26 protein-coding genes and 1 pseudogene are annotated in these 25,884 nt (G+C 39.4%); 3 read left to right on the top strand and 24 right to left on the bottom strand.

Features of this window, described 5'->3' with window-relative positions:
• Positions 1–115: 115 nt before the first annotated feature.
• The 6 genes from xerD to ACIFPW_RS17140 all read right to left on the bottom strand — a co-directional run bounded on the left by xerD (position 116) and on the right by ACIFPW_RS17140 (position 4,364).
• A complete protein-coding gene (gene xerD / locus ACIFPW_RS17165; RefSeq protein WP_430246107.1) occupies positions 116–1,006 on the bottom strand; it encodes a site-specific tyrosine recombinase XerD in 891 nt (296 codons plus the stop codon).
• A 12-nt stretch (positions 1,007–1,018) separates the two neighbouring features.
• Positions 1,019–1,246 (bottom strand): YqzK family protein, encoded by a 228-nt coding sequence (locus ACIFPW_RS17160; protein ID WP_371018615.1) that lies wholly within the window; start codon positions 1,244–1,246, stop codon positions 1,019–1,021.
• A gap of 96 nt (positions 1,247–1,342) precedes the next feature.
• Entirely contained in the window at positions 1,343–1,822 is a 480-nt protein-coding gene (locus ACIFPW_RS17155) for a Fur family transcriptional regulator (protein ID WP_194222003.1), read from the bottom strand.
• Between the two features lie 120 nt (positions 1,823–1,942).
• On the bottom strand, positions 1,943–2,584 hold the full coding sequence (spoIIM, locus tag ACIFPW_RS17150) for a stage II sporulation protein M (protein WP_194222004.1): 642 nt from the start codon (positions 2,582–2,584) through the stop codon (positions 1,943–1,945).
• A 72-nt stretch (positions 2,585–2,656) separates the two neighbouring features.
• Positions 2,657–3,820: an endonuclease Q family protein gene (locus ACIFPW_RS17145; protein ID WP_194222005.1), complete on the bottom strand. Its 1,164-nt coding sequence runs from the start codon at positions 3,818–3,820 to the stop codon at positions 2,657–2,659.
• Positions 3,821–3,824: 4 nt separating this feature from the next.
• The gene (locus ACIFPW_RS17140; protein WP_430246215.1) at positions 3,825–4,364 is read right to left on the bottom strand and encodes an NUDIX hydrolase; all 540 of its coding nucleotides are present in this window, start codon (positions 4,362–4,364) and stop codon (positions 3,825–3,827) included.
• Between the two features lie 120 nt (positions 4,365–4,484).
• Between ACIFPW_RS17140 and mciZ the strand changes: the two genes are divergently transcribed.
• Complete coding sequence (mciZ, locus tag ACIFPW_RS17135) at positions 4,485–4,643, top strand: Z-ring formation inhibitor MciZ (protein ID WP_194222006.1); 159 nt, start codon at positions 4,485–4,487, stop codon at positions 4,641–4,643.
• Positions 4,644–4,686: 43 nt separating this feature from the next.
• Here the strand turns inward: mciZ and ACIFPW_RS17130 are convergent, their stop codons facing one another.
• Positions 4,687–5,226: a cysteine hydrolase family protein gene (locus tag ACIFPW_RS17130; protein ID WP_430246104.1), complete on the bottom strand. Its 540-nt coding sequence runs from the start codon at positions 5,224–5,226 to the stop codon at positions 4,687–4,689.
• A 136-nt stretch (positions 5,227–5,362) separates the two neighbouring features.
• Between ACIFPW_RS17130 and ACIFPW_RS17125 the strand changes: the two genes are divergently transcribed.
• Positions 5,363–6,274 (top strand): aldo/keto reductase, encoded by a 912-nt coding sequence (locus tag ACIFPW_RS17125; RefSeq protein WP_430246103.1) that lies wholly within the window; start codon positions 5,363–5,365, stop codon positions 6,272–6,274.
• A 53-nt stretch (positions 6,275–6,327) separates the two neighbouring features.
• Here ACIFPW_RS17125 and ACIFPW_RS17120 read toward each other — a convergent pair whose 3' ends face one another.
• From ACIFPW_RS17120 to ACIFPW_RS17110, 3 genes are read right to left on the bottom strand one after another with little or no spacing between them, the layout of a single operon-like run.
• Positions 6,328–6,996 (bottom strand): CoA transferase subunit B, encoded by a 669-nt coding sequence (locus ACIFPW_RS17120; RefSeq protein ID WP_430246101.1) that lies wholly within the window; start codon positions 6,994–6,996, stop codon positions 6,328–6,330.
• A 10-nt stretch (positions 6,997–7,006) separates the two neighbouring features.
• A complete protein-coding gene (locus tag ACIFPW_RS17115) occupies positions 7,007–7,693 on the bottom strand; it encodes a CoA transferase subunit A (protein WP_430246099.1) in 687 nt (228 codons plus the stop codon).
• A gap of 23 nt (positions 7,694–7,716) precedes the next feature.
• Entirely contained in the window at positions 7,717–8,901 is a 1,185-nt protein-coding gene (locus tag ACIFPW_RS17110) for an acetyl-CoA C-acetyltransferase (protein WP_430246097.1), read from the bottom strand.
• Between the two features lie 161 nt (positions 8,902–9,062).
• On the opposite strand from ACIFPW_RS17110, the gene ACIFPW_RS17105 reads away from it, so the two are divergent.
• Complete coding sequence (locus ACIFPW_RS17105) at positions 9,063–9,980, top strand: hydroxymethylglutaryl-CoA lyase (protein ID WP_430246095.1); 918 nt, start codon at positions 9,063–9,065, stop codon at positions 9,978–9,980.
• A gap of 55 nt (positions 9,981–10,035) precedes the next feature.
• Here the strand turns inward: ACIFPW_RS17105 and ACIFPW_RS17100 are convergent, their stop codons facing one another.
• The 14 genes and pseudogenes from ACIFPW_RS17100 to ACIFPW_RS17035 form a co-directional block, all read right to left on the bottom strand.
• Positions 10,036–10,197, bottom strand: a complete 162-nt coding sequence (locus ACIFPW_RS17100) for a hypothetical protein (RefSeq protein ID WP_430246093.1) — start codon at positions 10,195–10,197, stop codon at positions 10,036–10,038.
• A gap of 21 nt (positions 10,198–10,218) precedes the next feature.
• Complete coding sequence (locus ACIFPW_RS17095) at positions 10,219–10,533, bottom strand: iron-sulfur cluster biosynthesis family protein (RefSeq protein WP_160918920.1); 315 nt, start codon at positions 10,531–10,533, stop codon at positions 10,219–10,221.
• Position 10,534: 1 nt separating this feature from the next.
• Positions 10,535–11,095 (bottom strand): PadR family transcriptional regulator, encoded by a 561-nt coding sequence (locus ACIFPW_RS17090; RefSeq protein WP_430246090.1) that lies wholly within the window; start codon positions 11,093–11,095, stop codon positions 10,535–10,537.
• Positions 11,096–11,341: 246 nt separating this feature from the next.
• On the bottom strand, positions 11,342–15,628 hold the full coding sequence (locus ACIFPW_RS17085; protein WP_430246088.1) for a S8 family serine peptidase: 4,287 nt from the start codon (positions 15,626–15,628) through the stop codon (positions 11,342–11,344).
• Positions 15,629–16,351: 723 nt separating this feature from the next.
• Entirely contained in the window at positions 16,352–17,440 is a 1,089-nt protein-coding gene (locus ACIFPW_RS17080) for an FAD-dependent oxidoreductase (protein ID WP_430246086.1), read from the bottom strand.
• A 20-nt stretch (positions 17,441–17,460) separates the two neighbouring features.
• Positions 17,461–18,887, bottom strand: a pseudogene (locus ACIFPW_RS17075) (dihydrolipoyl dehydrogenase family protein).
• Between the two features lie 14 nt (positions 18,888–18,901).
• Positions 18,902–19,483 (bottom strand): CDP-alcohol phosphatidyltransferase family protein, encoded by a 582-nt coding sequence (locus tag ACIFPW_RS17070; RefSeq protein WP_430246085.1) that lies wholly within the window; start codon positions 19,481–19,483, stop codon positions 18,902–18,904.
• Between the two features lie 13 nt (positions 19,484–19,496).
• Positions 19,497–20,153: a TVP38/TMEM64 family protein gene (locus ACIFPW_RS17065; protein ID WP_430246084.1), complete on the bottom strand. Its 657-nt coding sequence runs from the start codon at positions 20,151–20,153 to the stop codon at positions 19,497–19,499.
• Positions 20,150–21,136: an ABC transporter ATP-binding protein gene (locus ACIFPW_RS17060; protein WP_430246083.1), complete on the bottom strand. Its 987-nt coding sequence runs from the start codon at positions 21,134–21,136 to the stop codon at positions 20,150–20,152. Before ACIFPW_RS17060 ends, ACIFPW_RS17065 begins: the two co-directional genes overlap by 4 nt.
• Positions 21,137–21,149: 13 nt before the next feature.
• Complete coding sequence (locus ACIFPW_RS17055; protein ID WP_303530844.1) at positions 21,150–21,968, bottom strand: ABC transporter permease; 819 nt, start codon at positions 21,966–21,968, stop codon at positions 21,150–21,152.
• Positions 21,965–22,849 (bottom strand): ABC transporter permease, encoded by an 885-nt coding sequence (locus tag ACIFPW_RS17050; RefSeq protein ID WP_430246081.1) that lies wholly within the window; start codon positions 22,847–22,849, stop codon positions 21,965–21,967. Before ACIFPW_RS17050 ends, ACIFPW_RS17055 begins: the two co-directional genes overlap by 4 nt.
• Positions 22,818–24,056, bottom strand: a complete 1,239-nt coding sequence (locus tag ACIFPW_RS17045; protein WP_430246079.1) for an ABC transporter substrate-binding protein — start codon at positions 24,054–24,056, stop codon at positions 22,818–22,820. The genes ACIFPW_RS17050 and ACIFPW_RS17045 overlap by 32 nt, the downstream gene beginning before the upstream one ends.
• A 277-nt stretch (positions 24,057–24,333) precedes the next feature.
• Entirely contained in the window at positions 24,334–24,636 is a 303-nt protein-coding gene (locus tag ACIFPW_RS17040; protein WP_430246077.1) for a hypothetical protein, read from the bottom strand.
• A 27-nt stretch (positions 24,637–24,663) separates the two neighbouring features.
• Entirely contained in the window at positions 24,664–25,716 is a 1,053-nt protein-coding gene (locus tag ACIFPW_RS17035) for a copper amine oxidase (RefSeq protein ID WP_430246075.1), read from the bottom strand.
• Positions 25,717–25,884: the final 168 nt, after the last annotated feature.

Below are 25,884 nucleotides of genomic sequence, written 5' to 3'. Positions count from 1 at the left end.
TATTGTTACTATTCCCTTCAAAAACAAAAAAACTCACGCATGAATGCGTTTACGAAAGCAGAAAAAAGAAAAAATCTGGCCAATGACCAGATCTCTTTCTGGAGAAAGCCTCCTATTAGGCCCTTGGATGGTAAGTTGAATAAATATCCTTCAACCTCGCTTTAGTTACATGTGTATAGATCTGTGTTGTTGAAATATCTGCATGTCCGAGAAGCTCCTGTACTGCTCTAAGGTCCGCTCCATTTTCAAGTAAGTGTGTTGCAAATGAATGTCTAAGTGTATGGGGGGTAAGAGGTTTTAAAATGTTAGCTTTCAATGCAAGCTTTTTAAGAATTTTCCAGAAACCTTGTCTCGATAGGCTTTCACCACGATGATTCAAGAAAAGCATTTCGTTTTTATTCTTCTTCATTAATAGCCCTCTACCTTCATCCAAATAAACGGTTAAGGCATCTCTTGCCATCTTACCTAAAGGCACAATTCGTTCTTTATTCCCCTTACCAATCGTTCGAATAAAACCCATTGTTAAATGAACATCTTCCATTTTCAAATCAATGAGTTCACTCACACGCAAACCTGTTGCATACAATACTTCAAGCATAGCGCGATCGCGTTTACCAAAAGGAGTCGAATAATCGGGTGCCTCTAGCAGCTGCTCTACTTCAGTTGTTGACAAAATCTTAGGTAGTTTCCGCTCTGTTTTTGGTGTTTCAATATGTACAGAGGGATCTTGATCCACTGCCTTTTCTCTAAGTAAAAATTGATGAAAGGCACGAATAGAAGCAATGTTTCGAGCAATTGTAGTAGATGCTTTTCCACTGTCTCTTAGCGTATAGAGATAATTAACAATATGCACACGTCGCACTTCATCCAAAGTGGAAATGTTCTCATTTTCTTTTATGTGTTTTAGATATTGAGCGAGATCTCGCCTGTATGCATCGAGAGTATTTTTGGACAGGCTCCGCTCAACTATCAAATAGTGCAAAAAATCCTGTACCTGATCTTCCATTGTAAACGCTCCTTATTCACCTGTCTGGTAAAACAAATTGAGCCTTTCAAGGAAAGTGTGTTGAATACCCGATTCCATTTGAACGACTTTCACTGCTTTTCCTTGTGGCACATCATACCGATGATAATTCTGGTACTCTTGATTTACCCAGAGAATGCCAAAGTAAAACAGTAATGTACAACCTGTGAACAGTAAGAAAACTTTCATTGTATCTAAAACAAGCAATAAACCCCTTCTCAAACTAACGCACCTCCATCTCTAGTAAAAGATATGCCAGGGATAGAGAATTTTATACATCGTTAGGAGATACAGGTTCTTAAATGTCTTCTGTTACAATTATGAATGATTAACGGCTTGCTCCGGCTGTTCTTTATCTTCCTGTCCTTGACAACGGTGACAGATCCCATGAAATGTAAGGCGATGATCTTTAATTTTAAAGTTCCAATCATTCTCAACTACCTTTTCTACATCACCAAGTAAATCATCTTGTATTTCATCTACTGCACCACACTCAATACAAACCAAGTGATGGTGAAAATGGGCAGCGCCTTCTTGCCTGAGGTCAAACCTTGAAACACCGTCACCAAAATTAATTTTATCAACGATTTTCAATTCAGCTAATAACTCAAGCGTTCGATATACAGTTGCTAATCCAATTTCAGGAGATTTTTCTTTTACTAAAAGATACACATCTTCAGCGCTTAAATGGTCTTCTTCGTTCTCAAGAAGTACCCGCACGGTTGCTTCTCGCTGGGGCGTTAACTTATAGCTTTGAGAATGAAGATGTTTCTTAATTCGATCGATTCTGCTTTCCATGTCCCATTTCCCTCCCTCGATCGATGCCATTTTCATTATAAGCAGTAGGGAAATCGGTGTCAAATTAAAATCATTATCAACCTAATGTTGTAATGATTTTAATTTGATAATGAATATAATTTACTTCATTTCCACTACGGCCTTTATCAATCCTGGTGATAAATAAGCTTCAAACCATGCTGCTAGACAAAGAAAACTTAGCGCACATATAACTAGTCCTGAAAACCTTAAGAATGGAGGAAGAATCGGTTCTATTCTGCGTTTCATAAATAATTGCCTCATCAGTCGAAGCGAAAAAGTTAGAGAAGCCGTTGCAACGATCACCATCGCGGGCACCGCTATAATATTTTGTGGAAAGACTGATACAAATGCCAATAAGAAGCCTTTCCAGCTCATTTGATTCACAAGAAAACCTACTGTAAAACCAACAACTATCCCTTTTAGAAAGAGCATAATTAGTACAATTGGAAGACCAATAATCGTAAGTCCTAGAAGCCACATCAAACCAATATATTTGGCATAATGAGTTAAGCTTTGATGAAACATTTCAGATGATGTTGCGAACTGTCCATCTGATACCTGTCCAAAAAAACGCCCCAAGTATACAGCAAGATCTTCTTTTTGAGTGAAGCTTAGACTATTGACTATAACGGCTCCGAATACAATGCCCATGAGGAACAATACGGCAATAAATGTGTAAAGAGATAAATGATCTGATAGATGAGTTGATATCATTTGCTTCAGATGTCGGCTACGATTCATACGATTTCCTCCTTCATACGACCTTTGGTAAAGTCTATGAAATGGATTTTGAACGTATGACTGATCGATAGATTATCTCTTTTGGTTTACAACTTTACCGTATGTTCCACCCCCACCTTGTTCTAAAGTAAGCTGCCCATTCCTTGAAAGGACGATCATATGAGCGAGTGACTCTCCCACAACGCCGGTCAGATCACTCTCAGTCACCCGGTGAAGAATATTCATCTCCGTACTAAAAGAATCTAATAGACGCTCGAAAGTTTTTGGTCCAACCCCTGGTAGAAAGTCTAGAGGAACGTGATGTACATATGGAGGACGAACAGGGCACGTCGACGCTGAACTCAATTCTTGAATTCGATTCGCCACCCCTTTTATAATCTTCTTACTTCCGCATGAATCGCAAACCAACTGATTAACTGGAGAATTACATTTAGAGCATATGGTCTCATAATATTTACCTAATTTTGGGTCCAATCCAAAATTCGCTGCAATTTTCCGGTCATATTTGCCTTGTAATGCCTTTTTCCACTCAAGAAATGTGGGTTGTTTTAAATATAAGCATTGATATTCTCGAGCTATTTTTTGTGTGGAATGTGCGTCTGAATTCGTCAAAAATGGGTAACGATGAAGTTCTTCAATTTGGTCTGCCATCTGTGTGTTAGAAGAAAGACCTAATTCAATTCCATCAATATTGTTTAGGTCAAAAACTTCGCTTATTGACTGATGGACTCCCTTCCCAAATAGGCTCTTAAATGGTGTGAATATATGGGCAGGTATAAATAAACCATCAAGCTCTTTTGCCTTTTCTTGAATGACCTCCGCTCTTTCATATATGCGTTGAGAACTTAGAGTAATGTTCGTCATTCTAGCTCTTAGCCAATCTGAAAAATGTTTCATTTTTGTTAAATCAGGCAAATAAACTAGTACATGAATAGGACCCTGACAATTCTCATCATAGATTTCGATTTCTGTACCTAAAATGAGAGTGAGAGATTCAAACCGAATTCCACCCTCACTCAATTCATAACATTCACCCTTCTCCAAATAATCTTCTATCTCTTTCATAACTTCAGGAACGTGGCAATCGATCACGCCAACCATATCAAGCCCTTTTCTTGCACTAGCTTCATTAAGGATATGAGATAGTGTTAACGTTTTTGAACCAGTTATCTTAACAGGTTTGTTCGTTCTAGTTCTCCCGATATGAATATGAAAATCTGCATAACATGATTTCATGTGATCACTTCAATTTCAATTGTAAATACATGAGAGCATAAGCGGTTTTAGCATCATGAATTTCCTGGCTTTCTACCATCTTTTCCATTTCTTCTATTGTTAAATGAAGAACATCAAGAAACTCATCTTCATCAGCCGATTGTTCTCCTTTTTTCTCTAATCCCTTTGCTACGTATAAATGAACAAGTTCATTTGCAAAACCAGGTGACGTGTAAAATGAAATCACTTTTTCAAGTGAGTCACACGTATATCCTGTCTCTTCTTCTAATTCACGAACTGCTGTAACTTCAGGTTTCTCCCCTGGTTCAAGTTTCCCAGCTGGGATTTCCACGATAGCTTTATCAAGGGCTTTACGATATTGTTTAACGGCTAAAATTTTATGATCGGGCGTCTCTGCAATAACCGCAACCGCACCAGGATGATCAATTAATTCACGCTTACTTTGTTTCCCATTTGGTAACTCAACATCTTCCACTCGTAAGTCTATAATTCGACCTTCGTAAATCGTTTCTGAATGCAAGGTCTTTTCATATAAATGGTCCATTTGTTCATCATCTCCTGGTTCTAAAAATTCAAATCGATACATAAAGTCTATCACATGAGACAGATAATAGGGAAAAGACTAAAACCATTAATGTATCGAACTATTTAGGAGGTTCTGTTTATGAAAGTCTATATTCAGCCAAACGGTGTCACAATGGTAGGAAAACCAAAGCAGATTCAATTAATGATTAGACATTATATGAATCATTATGAAACGATTGAAGAATGGATTCAGGCTCCTGCTGTTCGAACTAAAGCACACCTAAGGTTAATACAATAAGAAAACAACAAGAAACGCTGCCATTAATGGCAGCGTTTCTTGTTTAACGAATCTCCGTTTTGAAAATATTTTTCATTTGCTCAAGGAATACGTTATGATGCTCGGTAAACGTTGCCATACACGATGAATGCGCAACTGTTCTAAATCCTCTTGCGTAAGCACCATAAGCAGTTAGAAAATCGCAAATATCTGTACATACTCCTGATAGATGAACAGTTTCTACGCAACGTGATTTGAGTATTTCTTCCAGAGTCGTTCCATAAAATGCATCATATTCTGGCTTAGGAACAAACGTGACATTCGGAAGCTCTTTATTGGATTCATACCACTGCTGTAATTCACCATATAACTTCTGTCCCCACGTTCCTCTTACATTATGTACGGGCCAGATACTAAAGTGATCATCCTCTACTTCATGCTCATCCATACAAATCACAACTTCCTTGCCTTCCTCAATAAACGTTGTGGCAAGTGAAATAATGCTAGGAACAATCTCCTGTCCCTTCTTGCCTGAAGTAAGTCCTCCCTCATCATGAACAAAATCATTGCTCATATCAATAATTAAAAGCGCTTCTGTTGCCATTCTACCGCCTCCCATTATGTTTACTATAGCAGGTGTGTTATCAGGTAACAAGACATCGTAATCAGCATATGATTGGCATGAATCCTCCTATCACGATACACTTAATACAGGTTAAAAATGGGAGGTATGGAATGCAATGAAAACCAATCAACTCGGAAGCTCAAAACTGAACGTTAGCGAAATTGGATTAGGTACTATGTCACTTGGCACTGATCGAGAGAAAGGTATTTCGCTTATTCATGAGGCAATTGATAACGGCGTTACATTTATCGATACAGCTGATTTGTATGACTTCGGTCTAAATGAAGAAATAGTAGGAGAAGCCCTTCGTGATCGACGGGATTCAGTCGTACTTGCTACGAAAGCAGGGAACCACTGGGAAGAAGGAAAAGAAGGCTGGTACTGGGATCCGTCAAAAAAACATATTAAATCAGCACTAAAAGCTAGTTTAAAACGATTGAAAACAGATCACATTGATCTCTTTCAGCTACACGGTGGTACAATCGAGGACCCATTCGATGAAACCATTGAAGCTTTTGAAGAATTAAAACAAGAAGGATTAATTATCGAATATGGTATTTCAAGTATACGGCCAAATGTCATCCGAGAGTTTGTAAAAAAATCTTCTATCGCATCAGTTATGATGCAATACAGCATTCTTGATCGTAGACCCGAAGAAGAAATTCTAGATTATTTGCATGAAAACAACATCAGTGTCATTGCTAGGGGACCGCTTGCTAAAGGCATGTTAACTGATCAATATGAGGAAAAAGTAAAAGAAGACGGATTTCTCGACCATTCTAAATTCGACGTTCTTGAAACTGTTAAGCAAATTTCTGAAATAAAAGGGGATAAGCGCAATTTAACTCAAACGTCACTAAAATATGCTCTTGCTCATCCCGCTGTAGCTACAGTAATTCCTGGAGCTAGTCGCAGTGAACAACTTCTCGCAAATATTACAGCACAAAATGCTCCAGACTTAACACCTGATGAAGTTCAGAAAATACGTGACGTTTCAAAAGTGAATGTGTACGATAAGCATCGGTAATTAAATAAAGAGCGCAGTCAAATGACTGCGCTCTTTCCTTCTCTTTTCATAAATTAAAAGGCATCTAATATTGGATCGCTAATAATAATATCCGGTTCTGTTGAAGCTTGAATTTGCTCAATGCTATAGCCAATGGCAACTTCTTTTAACACAAGCCCTTCATCCGCTATGTCAAAAACAGCCCGATCCGTAATGATTCGATTAACAACGCCTTGACCTGTTAGGGGGAGGGTACAAGAATTCAAAATTTTCGGATCTCCGTTTTTGTTCACATGATCCATAATGACAACAATCCTTTTCGCCCCATGCACAAGATCCATGGCCCCCCCCATACCTTTAATCATCTTTCCAGGTATCATCCAATTAGCGAGGTTACCATCTTTTGAGACTTCCATTCCGCCTAGTATTGCAACATCAATATGTCCTCCACGAATCATCGCAAAAGACTCTGCACTATCAAAATAGGATGCTCCTTGCATCGCTGTAACTGTTTCTTTCCCGGCGTTAATAAGATCAGGATCAACTTCACCTTCAGTTGGATAAGGTCCGATTCCAAGAAGGCCATTTTCCGATTGAAGCACTATTTTTTTGCCTTCTGGTATATAGTTAGCTACCATCGTAGGCATTCCAATTCCTAGATTCACATAAAAGCCATCCAGAATTTCTTTTTCAGCACGTCTTGCAATCTTTTCACGAACTGCTGCTTTATCTACTTTCACCATTATGATCCTCCTATCGCGTTGTTAATCGCTCAATCTTCTTTTCCTGATCACCCACAATAACCTTTTGAATATAAATACTTGGAGTATGAATTTGATCAGGGGATAACTCTCCTACACCTACTAATTCCTCTACCTCAGCTATGGTCACTTTACCTGCTGCAGCAATCATAGGATTAAAATTACGTGCCGTTTTGTTATAGACCAAGTTCCCCATTATGTCCCCTTTCCACGCACGAACAAATGAGAAATCTGCCTGAATGGCTTCTTCAAGCAAGTACTCTTTACCATTGAATACTCTGACTTCTTTTCCTTCTGCTATCGGTGTTCCCACGCCAGCTGGAGTATAGAACGCTGGAATGCCAGCACCGCCTGCCCTTATTCTCTCTGCTAGCGTTCCTTGAGGAATGAGCTCAACTTCTAATTCACCGGATAACACCTGTCTTTCAAATTCTTTATTTTCTCCAACATAGGAACCTACCATTTTTTTTATTTGTCTGTTTTTAAGGAGCAATCCCAGGCCCCAGTCATCAACTCCACAGTTGTTCGATATGACTGTTAAGTCCTTTGTTCCTTTCTCTTTTAATGCAAGAATTAAATTTTCTGGTATACCTACAAGGCCAAACCCACCAACTAGAATCGTTGCTCCATCTTGAATGTCTTGTACGGCTTCTTCAAACGTATCAAGTACTGGCTTCATTTATTTAAACCTCCATATCTTTTTTAAGTTCGTTCAACGATTGTTGCTACGCCCTGTCCTCCACCAATGCAAAGTGTAGCCAGACCAAACCGCTCATTTCTACGTTTCATTTCATGTAGTAGAGTAACTAGAATTCGAGTGCCACTTGCGCCAATCGGATGACCAAGTGCAATAGCCCCACCGTTTACGTTTAAGATTTCTTTATTAAAATCAAGATCTCTTCCAACGGCAAGAGACTGTGCAGCAAAAGCCTCATTTGCTTCTACAAGATTCATTTGGCTCATAGAAAGCCCCGCACGTTCAAGTGCTTTCTTCGTAGCAGGAACTGGACCTAACCCCATTACGCTTGGATCTACACCTCCACTTGCATTTGAGCGAATAACAGCAAGGTATTCTATTCCAAGCTCATCAGCCTTTTCTTTACTCATTAAAACAACAGCGGCTGCGCCATCGTTAATACCAGAAGCGTTTCCTGCCGTAACCCCACCGTTTTTCTTAAAAGCTGGGCGTAACTTTGCAAGTTTATCAGCCGTTGTTCCTGGTTTAACGTATTCATCGGTATCAAATAAAAGAGGGTCACCTTTTCGCTGCGGAATAGAAACCGGGAGAATCTCTTCTTTAAAACGCCCCTCTTCAATTGCAGCCTGTGCTTTTTGTTGACTCCATGCAGCAAATCCATCCATTTCTTCTCTTGTTAGCTGATAATGATCGCACAGGTTCTCAGCAGTAACACCCATATGATAATCGTTAAATGCGCACCATAATCCATCTTGAATCATGCTATCCACCATCTTTTGGTCACCCATTCGTAAGCCTTCTCGTGCTCCGTTTAATAAATAAGGTGCCTGACTCATGTTCTCCATCCCACCAGCGACAACAATATCTTGATCGCCAAGCATAATAGATTGAGCTCCTAGATGAACGGTTTTCAATCCTGAACCACATACTTTATTGATTGTCATCGCAGGAGTTGAAACTGGGATTCCCGCTTTAATCGCAGCCTGACGTGCAGGATTTTGTCCGAGACCCGCTTGTAGAACGTTTCCCATAATGACTTCTTCCACCTGATCTATTGATAAGTCAGCTTTTTCGATCGCTCCCTTAATGACAGCGGCCCCAAGTTCTGTAGCTGATATAGATTTTAGTGAACCATTAAATGAACCTACCGGCGTTCTGACAGCGCTTACAATTACAACATCTCGACTCATTTCGATTTCCTCCTTATGTATCTATGACTCTCTTCTACATAATTCTTACTTAATTCAAAAAACTCCTTCCTCCAAGCGAGAATTTCCATTATTCAAACGATTATCTTGCAAGACTTCCGATCCTTTGTTTTAATTAAAGATAGCGCTTACAAAGAAAGGTGATGAATGTTTTGCTACCACAACATGCAACAATCATTGAAGTTGGTCCAAGAGATGGACTTCAAAATGAACTAAATCAGATCAAAACAAATGATAAAATCCGTTTCATCAAAGCCTTAAAAACAGCCGGAATGAAAGAAATGGAGATTACCTCATTCGTATCACCTAAATGGGTTCCCCAAATGAAAGATGCCAGTGAAATAGTAAGTACTTGCCTTGACGGTACAAGAAACTTCGTTTTAGCCCCTAACCGTAAAGGGGTCGAGAGGATTAAAGAAACGAACGTGAAATCGATAGCACTTTTTGCTGGTGTTAGTAACTCCTTTAATCAAAAGAATAGCAATAAAGAGACAAAGGATCTACTCAATGAGCTAATTCCTTTAGTCAAAGAATTAAAAGCAGAAGGTTATTTCGTTCGTGCATGCATCTCTACTGCTTTCTATTGTCCATATGAAGGAAAAATAAAAGTAAATGATGCGGTTGACGTTTGCCGTCAATTTGTTGATGCAGGCGTAGATGAATTAAGCGTAGCAGATACTAACGGAATGGCCACTCCTGATGAATCACACAACCTTTTTAGCCAACTTGTAAAAGAATTACCGTCAACATTGTTAACAGCTCATTTCCACGATACAAGGGGTATGGCACTTGCTAACATCTATGCATGTCTCCAAGCTGGAATTTCAAGATTTGATACGTCAGTAGGCGGACTTGGCGGCTGCCCTTTCGCCAAAGGAGCGACAGGCAACGTTGCAACAGAAAGTGTTGTCTATATGTTGGAGAGAATGGGTATCAAAACAGGTATTGATCTAGAAAAACTAATGAGAGCTATTGATGAGATTGAGCCTCACCTATCAAGACCCATCCTAACACCTTATCGAACGTTATATAATAAAGAAAAGGAAGCTTCCCTAAAGTAGTCATAAAAAAATTATGGTAAACTAAATAAAATAAGCACACAGACGTGTGCTTATTTTATCCTTTTACTATAGTTAAAATAATACTATAGATTAGAGCTAGAATTAGTCCACCGATAACCGTAATTCGATCCATCTTTTGACCTTTAAATAAATTCAAAACTCCCTTTACGATCATAAATACTACGAAAAAAATAACAAAATACATCAAAAACGTCACTCTAGTAAATCCCCCTAATCGTTATCCTTTGTTTATATATCGCATTCTCGGGTTAATGATTTCACTATCACTTTTAAGCATAAAACACTGGTGTTTCGGAAGAAAATCAATTTTCATTTCTTTATCAAAAAACACTTTATATTGTTTCTGAATCAATACAGGTCTGAAATTTGACTCAAGCGTCATATTAAAATCACCCTGAGCGGAATCATTTACTAATTGCGTAACACCGTTCACTACACACCCGCAATCTTCGATGTCATAATGTAACTTCATATAACCCTCAGAATCATGTTCTAATTTCTCGATCGCTTGATCTGTGAAAGTCACTCTCATGTTATCTCTCCTCTCCACTATCTTCTATAATAACGTCTATAAACTCAATAGCCCAGTCACACCACTCAATCCAGGTTTTCATCTGACGCCTACCGTATTCAAGCGTAAGGTATTCCCCCAGACGATCTTTCTCTATTCTATGATCAACTGCATTTACTTCTTTCCAGCTGTTCATATGATCAAGCACCATTTGGTGATGCTCTTTACTCTCTTTTAGGAATTGGATCGCTTCTTCTTTTGGAATAAGATGAAATAAAGAAACACGCATCAATTGTTCGTTTTTCATTTTTGGTGGGTCTACAGTATGATGAGCAAGCCATTCAATGAGAAGACGGTATCCTTTATCTTCAATAGAATAGATCTTTTTATCTGGAAGATCTAACTGCGGAACAATTTCAAAGCTTACTAGCTTCTCTTTCTCCATCTTTCCAAGTTCACGATAAATTTGTGTATGATGCGCAGACCAAAAATGGATCATCGTTTCTCTAAATTGTTGTGTTAGTTCATATCCGGTTGATGGTTTCTTTGTGAGTAATCCAAGAAGAGCATATCGTAAAGCCATATCATCATTTCCTTTTCAGCAATTTGCTTCTTCTCCATTATAAACGTCTTTACAATATCTTTGCACATTTGAAGTTGCAAATCCACATTTGACAATTAATTTGAATTTTATTTTATCAGAAATGACAAGAAAAACCACCGCCGATCATATGCTTATACATTGCTTAAGATGAAATCTGATAAAATACCGGACAAATCAAAAAAGCAGGCTGTCTATTTAGACTGCCTGCTTTTTCGATGGTTTAAACTATTCTTTCGTATTGATATTTAGTAATCCTTCCGCTGTTTTTCGTGTCTCGTTGCCAAAAGAATCTTTCACTTTCACTTCGATCTCAGCACCTTCAGCCACCACATTCGAAGTAGCTGTCCAGTAACCGACATAATGCCCTTCTGATACTTCCATCATTGGAAATTCAGTCATACTTGAAGGCATCATCGTTGGATTCACTAGCGGCATACGAATTGAGAAAGTAGCCTTTATTCCTGGAGAGCTATCGAATTCAATTTTCACTGATTCTCCCGCTTGAAGATCTTTATTTTGATCTGGTTTTAATTGATTAATGACCAATTCTTCTTGCTGGGAATAAACTTTGATCGACTTTTTCGTTTTATTTCCTGCTTTGTCTTTCGCCACTACTTTTATAATGTTCTCACCTTGCTCGAGGAGCATCCGATGTGAAAATGCACCATTTTCTACTTTCGCTTTCGTTCCGTTAACTTTTACCCAAGCAAGATTATCATCATGAACGTCACCTTTAACTGTTACGGATCCTTTATTTGTTTTCCAGTCATCTTTAGGAGATGTGATCGTTAATTCCGGTTTTGTTTGATCTAAAGTAACCATAACAGTATCAGATTCTTCCGTCATCCCACGATCAGTCGATGCACGAGCTGTTAACTGATTTTCACCATTGCTCAATTGGATTTCTGTTGTAAAATCACCTTCTTCATTAGAAGTTGTAACAGCTTCTTCTTCGCCATTTTTCATAACATGAACGTCTGTCATTGGTGCCGTTTCACCGTCAACTTCAATGCTATTCTTGTTTGTATACGAACCGTCTTTTGGAGATGTAATCATTGGTGCTGTTAGTTCATAATCCACGACTGCACGGATCATATAGTTCCCTTCTTCTTCAGGAGCCTTCGACCATGCGCCGCTAACATATTGAAAGCTTCGGTCGACATATTCTCCGTCTTCATCTGTTGCAAGACCCGGAGCATTTGGATTGGCATCCGCTTGAATATAAGTGAGATAAAAATCACCTTCTACGATCACTCCTTGATCAGACAGATCAACCATCGTCCATTCGCCATTTCGAAGAGCAGTCGCGTCAATTGGACCAGCGAGTTTCTTACCTGGTGCTCCATCCGGACCTGATGCATCATGAATTTCGACTTTAAAATTTGTGCCGCCTGGATTTGGCCATTCCGTATTCCAGAATCTAAATAACCCTCCAGTCACAAGCGCACGTTCTTGACCTTCTGCTAGCGACATTTTCACAGCCCAACCGTTCCCAGCATCATAGAACGCTCTTGCGTTTTCAGCAGTACCATCGTCATACCCGATTTCCCCTGCATATCCGATGAATGGGGAAAGATCAGCATTCTGTACAACGGTCTCGTTCGCTTCCACAGTGACGTTAAATGTATCGCTATAGTAACCGGCCGCAAGAACTTTTAACGTATACTCCCCTTCATAACCTGTTAATGAATAATGTCCTTCTTCATCCGTTTGCACGGGTGCTATAGCAGCATCTTCTACTAATAAAACAGTTGCATCTTGGATTGGCTCTCCTGTTTCACTATTCGTGACTGTTCCTTCGATTTCTCCCTCTGGTATCGCTTCTAATGTGAAGTCAGCTTCTGTCACTTCATCATCTACGATCGTCACTTCCTGAGTCTCTGACTGGTAGCCATATGCTTCTGCAACAGCTGTGTAGTCCCCTGCTGCATGAGTCATGGAATAGCTTCCATCTTCCAAGTTCGTTGTTGCAGAGCGCCCTGTCTCAAGAATAGACACTTCTGCTTGAAGCGGCAGAGCTTGAGGTGTAGGTGATGGTTTCTCTTTAACTGGATTTGCAACAAGCGGTGAAGGTTTTAACTTGTCAGGATTAACTTTTTCTTTCGCTTTGGCACTAGCAGATTTTTCTTCAGGCTGAACAGAAACTTTCGCGCTCTTTTTCTTAGCGGCGACTTCCATCGGCTCTGCTGATAAACTTACATCGTCAATATACCAGCCCTGCTTCATCACGCTACCATCCGTCTCGACGTGGAAAGCTAAATAAATCCGCTGATTTTCATAGGCTGATAGATCAACCTCTTCACTCACCCATTCATCAGAAAGATTATTATACTCCGCAAGAGCTTCCCAATTTTCCTGATCGGTTGAAACGAAGAGATGACCATAATCATAGTTTCTTTCTAGTTCATACCATTGATTGAATTGAAGATAAGCTTCACCTTCTGGTAAATCGATAGGAGGCATCATCAGCGTCATGTTAGCACTGTTGTCATAAGCTCCATCAAGGTTGGTTCCATAAACCTTTTCTCCAGAGTAAGCTTCAGGACCAACCGTTGGCGTCCCCCACTCCCATGAATTATTTTCTCCCCAGCTCATCCATCCAGCTGGCTCTGATTCAAAGTCCGTTTCGTATCCTGTTGAGATACCAGGGATAATTTCTACCTGATATTCGTCCGTTGTGACAACATGTCCACCATAGTCTTCGATTTTAAACCTGTAACTAACGGAAGGTTCACTGACGGCGTCACCTGGGATAATAGCTTGATAGGATCCAGAAAGATAGTTCCCATCAATTCTTGTTGCTTCAGTTGACGTCCACTCTCCGTTATGATCATATTCAAGCTCTACACTCGTTACGCTCACATTATCTGTCGCTGTGACGGTAAGAGGAAATTCCATCTGAGCATAAGCTTCTGCAGGAGCATCGTGTTGATACGTGGGCTCTTCTTCATCGCTTCCTTCTTTCATCACATCACCCTCTAATGTACCGAGCCCACTCATAACAGAAGAAACAGCGTCAAATGCATTCACTAATCCATAACCGTAACCATTATTCGGAGAATCTGGGAATTCATCGTCTGTAAGTGGTGTGACGGTGTTTAAAAAGATGTCTTCTATATCATCAACCGTCAACGATGGATCTGCTTGACGAAGGAGAGCAGCGATCGCTGATACGTGTGGCCCAGCCATCGACGTACCATTCCACCCTCCTTCATAGCTACTCCCTGGTACCGCAGAACGGATATTAACTCCAGGAGCTGAAACGTCAGGTTTTATTTCATCATATGGGGATGGTCCCTGTAGAGAGAAACTCCCAAGAGCATCATTGATATCTGTAGCTCCCGTAGCAAATGACTCAGGATAATTTGCTGGTGTTGCGATTGACTCCGGACCTCCGGGATTAAATAGTGTTGTATTACCCGCAGAAAATTCTGGGAATATATCTGCATTTCGCCAATTTTGAACCATTGGGCGATACCATTCGTCAAGCCCAGGTCCGCCTCCCCAAGAATTGTTCACGACATCAGGAGCCTTCTCAGGGTGTGGATTGCCTTCTGCATCCTTAGGAGCAATAATCCATTCTCCTGCTTCAAGAAGATTGATATCTGTTCCACCGTCTTCGCTAAAAGCTTTTACCGCTATCCATTTTGCCCCAGGAGCGACGCCAATCTCATTCGAACCATCCGGTTCAGCGCCAACCATAGTTCCCATTGTATGAGTCCCATGTGCGAGATCATCATATGGGGCGGCTTCTCCGCTTACAGCGTCAAACCAGTTAAATTCATGATCTACTCCTTCAGAACTATATCCTCGATACTGTTTCATAAGAGCGGGATGATCCCACTGAACACCGGTATCAATGTTAGCGATCACCGTCCCTGCCCCATCAATTCCCATATCCCATACTTCAGGAGCACCTACTCGATCAATATTCCACTCAATTGAGTTCGTATCTGCAGTCGTTTTAGCCTTAGTTTTCGTTTTATCTGGAATTGGCTGAATCTGCCTGATCTCGTTAGGAAGTATTTTATCCACTTCAGGAAATGATGCTAGTTGGTTCATCACTTTTTTTGTTGCTGTTACTGCCATACCGTTTACGATGTAAAATGATTTTATGTCTTCTGCATTGCCTTTTTTCTCTTGTTGTTCTAAGTATGTGGACACAGAGTGTTGTGTTTCAATAGACGTAGCTCTTAACGCATTAACAACAGCTGATCGCTTAGTGATTTCAGCTTGAAAGGAAGTTAAGTTGTTTTTCTTAGCCTTTTCTTCAGCTTCTTTCGCAACTTTTGTCGTATCAGCTTGTTCTGCAAATTTAATCAAGAACGTTACTTTTTCGTTCTTCTCAAATGCTTTCGCTACCTTCTGATCAACGCGTTTCACTTCATCATTCATGGATACAGAAGAATCACTTTTCGCGTTCACTTGCATCGCTGGTTGTATGAAGCTCGTGATGAGGAGAATAAAACAAGCAAAAAGAGCTACGATTTTACGTTTGCTTCGTTTTCTCAAATTTCTTCCTCCCTAATTATTAGTTTTGTGTTTACACTCTGCCCTCCTTTTGTATTGCCGGGTTCACTTAATATGCTATACCAGGATTTGTCACAACCCAAACAAAAATAACTAAATATTCAGAAAATGATTCAATTCTCTCAAAGTACTTTTAATATAAAAAAATGACGATTGTCCTGCTTCTGAATCATTTTGATGAGTAATATCGTTTTTAAATAGTCTTTAGGGGTTAAGGACTATAGAAGCATCGATTCTTACTCAAGTAATTTACTTATGACAAAGTCCCTAAAATTCGCTTTTATATCTTTCGGATGTTAGCATAAAGGAGGAGTTTGTTCAAATAGCCTTTTATCGAAATGCCAAAAAAATTGAAAAGCCACTCCAATTTGTCATTTTTCGCTAGCAATCGTTTCGTCAACCCCTCTTTTTTCAGCACAAATATCCGACAGAATTTGCTCACCTCCACTCATAAAGTCGCGGTCTTTATGTATGAATTAATGAAGATTACACCTATATGGTTTATCCACAAACTACATTAACTTATAGTTTTGATGCTCGATTTTGGCTCATTCGAGTGCAATTTTAATCACAGAGCGTACATGAGCCAGAAATCCGCAACGTTTATTACCGTCCTCTTCATGAAAAAACTCTCTTTCTTTAAGAAAGAGAGTTTTTTCATGAAGAGGACCCATTAAAGTCCTATTATAATACACCGGGCGTTACTCAAACATTCGTCTTGTATGTGGTCATAAACTTTTGATCTATTCTATTTTTTAATTTCCATGAGAGAGGATGGTGAAGAACTATTCTCCCATATAACAGTAATCCCTGTTTTTGACCAGTAGAAAGAATCGATAAGTATGCATTCTTAGGTTGGAAACGCCGTCCATTCGCATCATTCAGAAACCCCTTCATGTTTGCCCAAAGGATATCTGATTGTCGCACGGCTACTACACCGGCTTTAGGAAGGTCCGGATACTGGCGGATAGAAGCACAATCTCCTGCCGCAAAAATGGCCGGATACTCCTTCACTTGTAGTGTATCTTCTACAAGTAAATAACCCGCTTCATCAACTGGTAATTGAGAAGTTCGAAATATACCTGGAGCTTTTGGTCCAGTTAACCATAGCACTTCATCATAAGCAATTTGATTACCAGTTGTTGTGATAATCTGACTTGACGTTACATTTGCCACTTTTTCTTGCAAATAAAGTGGCAAGCTTTTACCTTGCATAATTTGCTTGATTTTTTCCTGCGCTTTAGCAGAAGTATTTTCTAACAATGGTGAATGAGAAATTAATGCCACCGGTTTTTTATCCTCAAGTTTTCTTTTTGCAGTGAGAGCTAAAGCCATTTCAACACCTGCAGCGCCACCACCTACAACGACAGGGGTTTCTGCCGCCTGCATTGCCTTCGCGACTTCCTCGATACGATAGTTAGGTTTGATGCGGAGAGCATGCTTTCTAGCGCCAGGTACTTCAATTCCGGCTGTTAATGAGCCGATATCTACGGAAAGAACATCATATGAGAGAATATCGCCCTTTTCCGTTAACACAACTTTTGCTTTAGCATCTATAGATAACGCTGCACCCTCCGTAAAATGAATGCCTGCCGCTTTTGCTAATGTTGGAATATGTATTCGCATATCTTCTTTGTTATATAGCCCTTCAAGATAGCCTGAGAACATTCCAGAATAATATTGATACTCCGATGGAGAAATGAGTGTCACCTCATGCTCTCCATTTTCTTCCTGAAGTTTCTTCATTATGTGAAGGTGAGCATGTCCCGCTCCAATTAACAACAGTTTCTTCAACCTTCTCCTCCTTTAATTCTTTATCGAACCCATTTAATGTATTTTTCTGACACCTTCGGAAGCCAACCATCAAATAATTTTTCTCTCCAGAATAAATCAGCGGCTTGATTTAGGATAGCACCTTTCGTTGGGTATGGGTGAATAACTGTAGAAATGTCTCCGATTTTATGACCATGTTCTTTCGCAAAAACAATTTCTTGCATCCAGCTTCCAGCATCTTCACCAACAGCATGAGCACCTAGAATATGCCCTTTCATGTCTGTAATGACCTTTAAAAGTCCATTTTTTTGCGCTCAGCTATAAATCGATCGACATCTTCCGTACCAACCTTGAAAACGCGAATTTGATCGCCATGTTTCTCTTTCGCTTCTTTCTCAGTCATTCCAAGGTGAAAGACCTCAGGATCTATATAGGTAACCCATGGAACGTTCTCATAGTTTACTTTTCTCTTTAATCCAAACACTGCGTTTTGTACAATAAGTTTCCCTTCCATACCAGCTCCATGTGTAAAAGGAAAGGCACCATTCACATCACCAATTGCATAGATGTGGGATTGGCTAGATTGTAATGATGCATTAACTTTAATAAATCCATTGTCCTCATCTACTGAGGCCGCTTCTAAATTCAATTTATCTGTATTAGGCTTTCTACCAGTTGAAAACATAATCATTTCTGATTGGATAGTTTTCTCTTCGCCATTTTCTATATACGCCACAACTTTATAACCGTTTTCCTCTTTAATCTCTTTTACTTCTGCTTTAAAAATAAATGAAAGTTCTTTCTCCAATTCCTTCGTAGCAATTGGAATAATATCATGATCTTCTTTTTTCAAAATGGTCTCAGAGGTTTCTAATATAGTTACATTTGAGCCGAATCTTGAGAGAGATTGAGCAAGCTCAAGTCCAACAGGACCGCCACCTATAAAAACGATGCTTTCAGGCAAATGGTCTAAATTGAAAATTGATTCATTCGTAATATAAGAAACATGTTCCACTCCGTCAATTGGGGGAACTTTCGGGCTTGATCCTGTGGAAATCACAATACGTTTCCCTTTGATGGGGTTCTTGCCATCAATGAGGACTGTATGACTATCTTTAAATGAACCTTTGCCTCGATAAATATCTACCCCTAATTTCTCAAAGCGCTCATCACTATCAATTTCTTGAATTTCACTAATCGCTTCTTTCACGCGATCTATAGCACGACTAAAGAGCACTTCACCGCTCACCGTAAGGCCAAATTCTTTTGCCCCCTTGTAGACAGCATGAACTTCTTTAGCAGCTGTAATAAAAGCCTTTGATGGGACACACCCATAATGAAGACAGTCACCACCTAAACCTGGCTGATCATCGATTAAGGCCACATTGGCTCCCATATTGGCTGCACCAGATGCAGCAGTCAGTCCACCAGAACCCCCGCCTATTACAATTAGATCATATTCTATCATTCGTCCCATCTCCTCTATCCTAATATCCTTTTGGCTTCTGCTAGTCTTTGAAAAGCAGTGAATAGTTCAATTGCTACAAACGCTAGTGTCAAGATAACTAAAAAATTGTGAAACAAAATCATTGCTGTAAAGAGAAGAAAACCTTCTGTTCTCTCCGCAGCTCCCGCTTGATAATAGAATGATTTGATGCCTTTTTTCTCTGACACAGCACCTACTGTAAGGAAGATCGTCATGGCAAAAATGATGGAAGTACTTAATAATAACAAGGCCCACATCGCTTCAGGAAACCGAAAAGCAAGCCCTAATATGACACTAATTTCAACAACGCGATCAAAACTCACATCCAATACGGTGCCAAAAGGAGATGGCTTTGTTTTACGTGCCATTGTTCCATCAACAGCATCAAGAAAACCAGAAGCCCATAATACGATAACCGCCCAAACGTAATAATCAAAATAAATAAATATCCCCGATGAAATGCCAATAATGAATGAAATAACCGTTACTTGATTAGCTGTAAGACCTAATCGAAGCAGCGATTCTGAGGTCCGATCCATTAGAGGCTGAACATATTTCCTTGCATGAGTGTCAAGCACGACAGCACCGTCCTTATTTCAGTTCTTCTTCAACAGAAGGTCCGAATGCTTTTCTGCGAATATATAGACTTAGGATAAGTAATAGTAGTAATACGGCAGCAGCAATAATGACCGATGATAAATTATTTGATAAAAAACTTGCCCCCAGAAAATTCAATGCAATGGCACCTGGTAACATCCCCAGCAGCGTTGCTAAATAGTATTTCCTCCGATTCACATTAGAAACCCCACAAACATAGCTAACTAAATCAAAATGAAGAAAAGGAACAAGACGTAACAAGAGTACATAAAGAAAACCCTTTTCTGATAATCGTTTCTCAAGGTTTTCTCCCTTCCGCTTCCATGATTTCGGTAGAATGTTCATTCCTAATTTTCTTGCTAATGAAAAGAAAAGAAGAGCTCCTGTTGAACCACCTACCACCGCTAGAACTGTACCAAGTAGAGGCCCGAATACTAAGCCACCACTGATCGAAATGATCGATGTAGGAAAGAGCACAAAGGGTCTACCAATACAAATAAGCAAGAAAATGAGCGGAGCATAAAAGCCGAATGATGAAATCCAACCACGAATGTGAGAGGGTCTAAAATCAAATACATATTGATTAAGTAAGTAAATAACAATGATAAGTGCCATCAACGATAATCCTTTTAGAAGTGTTTTAACAGTCATTGGGCAAGACCCCATTGATCTTTGGGATATTCTTTCATGTCTTCCCTCTTAGCACTTAATAGAACTTCTTGACCCGCAACTAAACGACTGTCTGACATGACAAGAATACTTCCCTGTTCCCAGGATATACGATAGCATTCTATGTTGTTTTTTACTGTAACCGCGCTTACCTTTCCTGAAACAAAGGTACAATCCTGGTTACTTTCTTTATCTTGCACAGAAATGGCTTTTAATTTACTAAGCGGAATAAACCCTTCTTCTAGAGCTAATCCTTCTCCAATAATTTTAGCGCTCTCCATAGATGAAGGATTCGTGACAACATCATAAGGATGACCGATTTGGATGAATCTCCCCTCATACATAACAGCAAGCCTATCACCCATTTCGATAGCTTCGTCACGGTCGTGAGTAATAAACAGTGAAGTAATCCCTTCTTCTTTTAATAAATCCTTCACCTCACTACGAAGTGATTCTCGTAGTGCAGCATCAAGTGAGCTAAACGGCTCATCTAATAAAAGAAGATCTGGTTTCAGCACAAGCGCTCTTGCAAGTGATACTCTCTGCTTTTGACCACCTGATAATTCATGAGGAAAGGTATCTTTCCATTTAGACAGCTTTACTTTATTTAACATTTGTTCAGCTTGCCTAACGCGTTCGTTTTTTGATACTTTTTTTCTTTTCAAACCATAAGTTACGTTTTCTAGTACTGTTAAATGAGGAAATAATAATGAATCCTGAAACATCAAAACGACCGAACGATCTTCTGGTTTCAGCCTTACAATTGATTTTTCTCTTAAGTAAATGTCTCCTTCATTTAGTGCTTCCAAACCAGCAATACACCTGAGGAGTGTACTCTTACCGCATCCTGATGGTCCTACTACTGTAAAATGCTCACCTTCTTCTAAATGAAACGAAAGGTTCTGCAAGATCGATGTATTTGAAAATTTCTTATGAAGGTTTCTGCATTGCAATAGCTGGTTCAAAACAATCTTCCTTTCAAACGCGATTAACAGCTCGAATAACCAGCCTCAACATAACTTCCACCAGGCCAATAAATAGAAGGGGTAGCAAAGCAAAAAGTATTGAAAATCCTGCAATAACTGCTTCATTCGAACTTGAAAAATAGGGATAATATAATAATGGGAGGGTGATCACTGTACCTCCCCCAATAATTGCTGTAAGCGCATATTGTCCTAAAGATATAACAAAAGTTAATAACATTAAGCTTCGAATACTTGGAAGTAATAAAGGTAGGGCTACTGTCAAAAAGCGCGTCAACGGACCGGCTCCTAGTACAGCAGCCTGCTCATTTAGACTACTTCCCATTCTCTCATAGCCTGCCCTCATGACACGAATGGCATAAGGTAGCGTAGGAATCAAATGAACAATGACAACGCCTATCATCTTATCTGCTAAGCCAAATTGTATCATCGTAAATTGAAGCCCCATTGCGAGTAAAATGCCAGGTATTAAAATAGGGGATAGCAATAGTCCCTCAATAATGGATTTTCCTTTAAACGTATAGTGAGAAAGAGCCCTGGCCGCTGGTATCGCGAGCAAAATATTTAATATTACAACTAGAAGAGCAATCTTGAACGTTGTAACAATTGATTCGATTAATGAAGGATCTTTCATAATGCTACGCCACGCATCCAAACTTAGTTCGTTTGGAAATAACGCAGGCCACCTCCACCCTTCGGAGACGCTTTTCATTCCTATTGTTACAAAAGGTAGGATGAATAAAATAATAAACAAAACAAACACGAAACTAGTTGCTAACTCTCTTTTCCCTAAACGCTTCAAAAATAACCTCATCTGTTTCTCCCCTTTATCATTCTAAGCCTATGTTTTTGCACAGCTCCGATTGAAAAGGTCGCAAGAAGAAGGGCGAGCACTCCTGGAAGAAGCATAGCAGAAAATGCAAGTGGTCGCTTGCTCCAATCCCCATCATAAAACCATTCGTACGCTCTAACTGGTAACATTTCTGGTCGTGTGACACCTAATAAATATGGGATTTCAAACGCAGAAGCAACAAATGCTAATAAGATTACTGCTGTTTCGATGAGAATCGGGAGTATCCAGGGTAGTTCAACGGTTTTAAAAACATCCCACTTACTTCCACCTAGCGTTCGAACGACTTCAGAATAGCGATGATCGATCTCATAATAAACAGGCAACAGCATGAGAATTACAAAAGGAACTTCCTTCCAGACATATGTTAAAATGATCCCCAACCCAAATTTCTCTTGAACAAGAACTAGAAAATTCCCTCGACTCTCTAATACTCCAATTTGATAAAGTAGAGAAGAGAACAGTCCACTTTGCGAGAAAAACAAAAATACTAAATAACCTGCAACAAAATGAGGAATTAACATCGGTATCCATACAAGTATCTTCAACGTTGAATCTTTAAATAACTCATATAACATTCTAGTCATTACTAATCCTATCACTAACGATAGTAAGGTGGACAGGACGGCAACTCGAAACGTTAATTTAAGGGAATGAAAAAAAGCATGATTACTAAAAAGTTCCGCGTATGTTGCAATAGTCCATTCCCCATCTATTGTTTGAAAACTTTGAGCTACCGCTGACCACATTCCATGCCCTACAAGTAGCAATGTAACCGCAATCGCAGGTAATAAATATAAACGTAATTTCCACTTATTGCTCAATAACCCGATTCGCCCATTCATTATTAATCCACTCCGTGTAACCTGTATCTAAGTCTGGTAGCTTATATTCATTTAAAACCTCTGTGGAAAGTACGCTTTCTCCCCGGTCAAGGTTACCAATAATCTTCTGATCCTCTTCACTCAATTTATCGAAATTTAATACCGTACCTTCCCCCCACATTGTAGGATCCATTTTAGCTATTTGAGCTTCTGGCGATTCAAGAAAATCAATAACTGTCATAGCTCCCTCTGGATTCGGACTATTAAATGGAATACTGAGATAGTGTGTATTTGAAACCGATCCAGGATCTTTTAGAACAAATGACTTCGTGCTTTCAGGAAACGTCCCATTTTCAATTAAACTTTCTGCTCTTGCTTCGTTAAAGCCCATAGTCATTAGGATTTCCCCCTGACTATAAAGCGTATCAAGTTTAGTCAATGATTCAGGATAAGTTTCACCATTACGCCAAAGATCAGACTTTATATCATCAAGATAGTTCCACACGTATTCTTCGGAATCTTTAATAATTTCTTTGTTAAATTCCTTTGCCAGAAGACCCGACTCTTCGCCTGAACCTTTTATGAGTAGGTGCTTCACGAACGTATTACCAGTAAAATCCGAAACGTTAGGATACGTAAACTTCCCAGGATTATCGTGAATCCACTGCTTTAACTCCTCAAGTGTACTTGGAGGTGTATCGATCTTGCTCGAATCGTAATGAAAAACATATTGAACATTTCCCCACGGAGCTTCTAATCCATCAATTTCCGTCCCTTGATCATATTCAGCATTCTGATCCTTTGATCCAATGTATTCTTGAAAATGAGGCAGCTTCTTTGAGAAAGAACCTAGTAATAAATCAGCATTCTTAGCATTTTTGAAGTTTGCGCCATTGATCCATATGACATCAATTGTACCTTTGTTTTTATTTGCTTTTTTCTCTGTTAAAAGTTTTTGCATAAATTCTTCGGTATTCATCGGCTGACGATTAAGCGTAATATCATACTCCTCTTTTAATCTTGGTGCTGCCCATTCATCAATGTACTGATTAATGCCTTCATCTCCTCCCCACATAAAGAGATTTACCTCTGTTCCATTAGAAGAGGATACGATTTCATCCCACTCCTTTGATAACACCTCTGTTTTACCAGTTTCATTGGTTTCACTATTCCCACATGCAACAATAAAAAGTAGCGTTGCGAAAATAAATGTAAACTTTCGCTTCATCTAATTTCCCCCTCATATAAACTATCCTAGCAACTGAAAGACATATTTGACGAACTTGATTGTGTTTCATAGTCAGGCATCATCTATTTTCCCATTATCAGTATACCTTTTTTATAAACATGATGCTGTAACGCTCCTTACATCTCAAACTTTATTAAAACCATTTCCTATAGCGTAAGTACGACAAGTTCATTGTCCTTTTCACGAAGAAAAGCAATAGCCACTTTGGCTATTGCTTTTCTAGCGGGTATGTTAGGCTACCCTATCATCTATTCCCTTAGCTTTTCTGCATTTTTCTACGAACAATTACGCCAGTTGCAGCCATAGTTGCAAGAATGGCTGCAACAATCCATTCGATTGGCATTTGCTGTTCAGCTGTACCACCCATACCTGTTTTAGGCATATCAGTTGGCATAGCTTCCATAGCGAATTTGTCCGGGAATTGGTTTACGAAAGCACCAGAAAGTCCCTTTGCCGGCTTATACATATGAGCATAAGCTTCACGAACCGAATCATAAGCTGCATCGTAGTCTTCCGTAGTGTAGCTATCAAACGCAGATATTAATTGATTCACATGCATTTGTAAACCTTCAGATAATGGTCCCGCTTATAATCTACCTTCAGTTGCTGTTTCAAGAAAACTTGAGAAGTCTGCACGATAGTCTTCCAGCGCTTTTAGTGCTTTTTCTTGAGCAGCTTCATCTTCAGCTCCTGTCGCTTGAACATATTCTACAAAGTTACCGATATGTCCAGACCACATTTCTTTAAATTGATTTCCTGCTTCTTCACCATATACAGAAGTTATCGCAGCAGCTAGATCATCCGTATTCTCGCTTAGTGCAGCTGCAGATGCATCAAAGTCTTCTGATCCGTCGATTCCGTTCTGCATTGTCATCATTGCAAGACCAGCATGTTCAGATAATAAATGACCTAATGTTGCACGAAGATCAGATGCTGGTGTTACGGCTTTTGTGTTCTCGAACTTGTCTGGGAACTGATCAGTAATGGCACCAGAGAATCCTTTAGCCACCATTTGCATGTGAGCAATCGCTTCACGTTCTTTCTCGTAAGCCATCTCATAATCACCTGCTACATAGCTATCAAATGAACCAATCAACTGATTAATGTGAGCTTGAAGTCCTTCAGACAATGTTTCAGCTTGAAGTCGTTCTCCTGTTGCATTTTCCAAGAAATTAGAGAAATCTTCTTTATAACCATCTAAGCTATCTAAAGCTTTTTGTTTTGCATCTTCATCTTCATTACCTGTTGCTTTCACATAGTCAACGAAGAAACCGATATGATTGCTCCAAATTTCATTAAATTCAGCTCCTGCTTCTTCACCATAAACGGATGTAATCGCAGCTGTAAGGTCTTCCGTGTTTTCACTTAAGGCACCAGCAGAAGCTTCAAAATCTGCAGAACCTTCAGCTCCTTTTCTCATTGTTTCTACTGCAAGATAAGCATGCTCACTTAGTAAATGGCCAAGATCAGCACGAAGATCAGCACCTGGTGTTTCTACTGTAGGCTTGTCCATTTGCTGGTCGTGGTCAGAGGCAAATGCTCCAGCAGTTGGTATTAAAAGTGAAAAGCTAAGCGGAACAATTAATAGTCCCTTTTTCCAATCGATCACTTTCTTTTTCATATTCTTGTTCGTATTCATTTTCAAATCCACTCCCCTTAATTTTGATTTACACTTAGCTAACGGAGGGAAGATCCATTTAGATCATTCTTTTTTAAAATTCTTCTCTTTTTTTAATTACCAGAGAATAAAAAGTCAGCAAAACCCACACATACTAAGGTTCTGCTGACTTTCAAGTTTTAACTATTT

Origin of the sequence: Pseudalkalibacillus sp. NRS-1564 (assembly GCF_050467905.1) — a bacterium.
Taxonomy (GTDB): domain Bacteria; phylum Bacillota; class Bacilli; order Bacillales; family Guptibacillaceae; genus Guptibacillus; species Guptibacillus hwajinpoensis_B.
The sequence above is the reverse complement of the archived record's forward strand: the minus strand, read 5'-3'. Positions and strand labels throughout refer to the sequence as shown.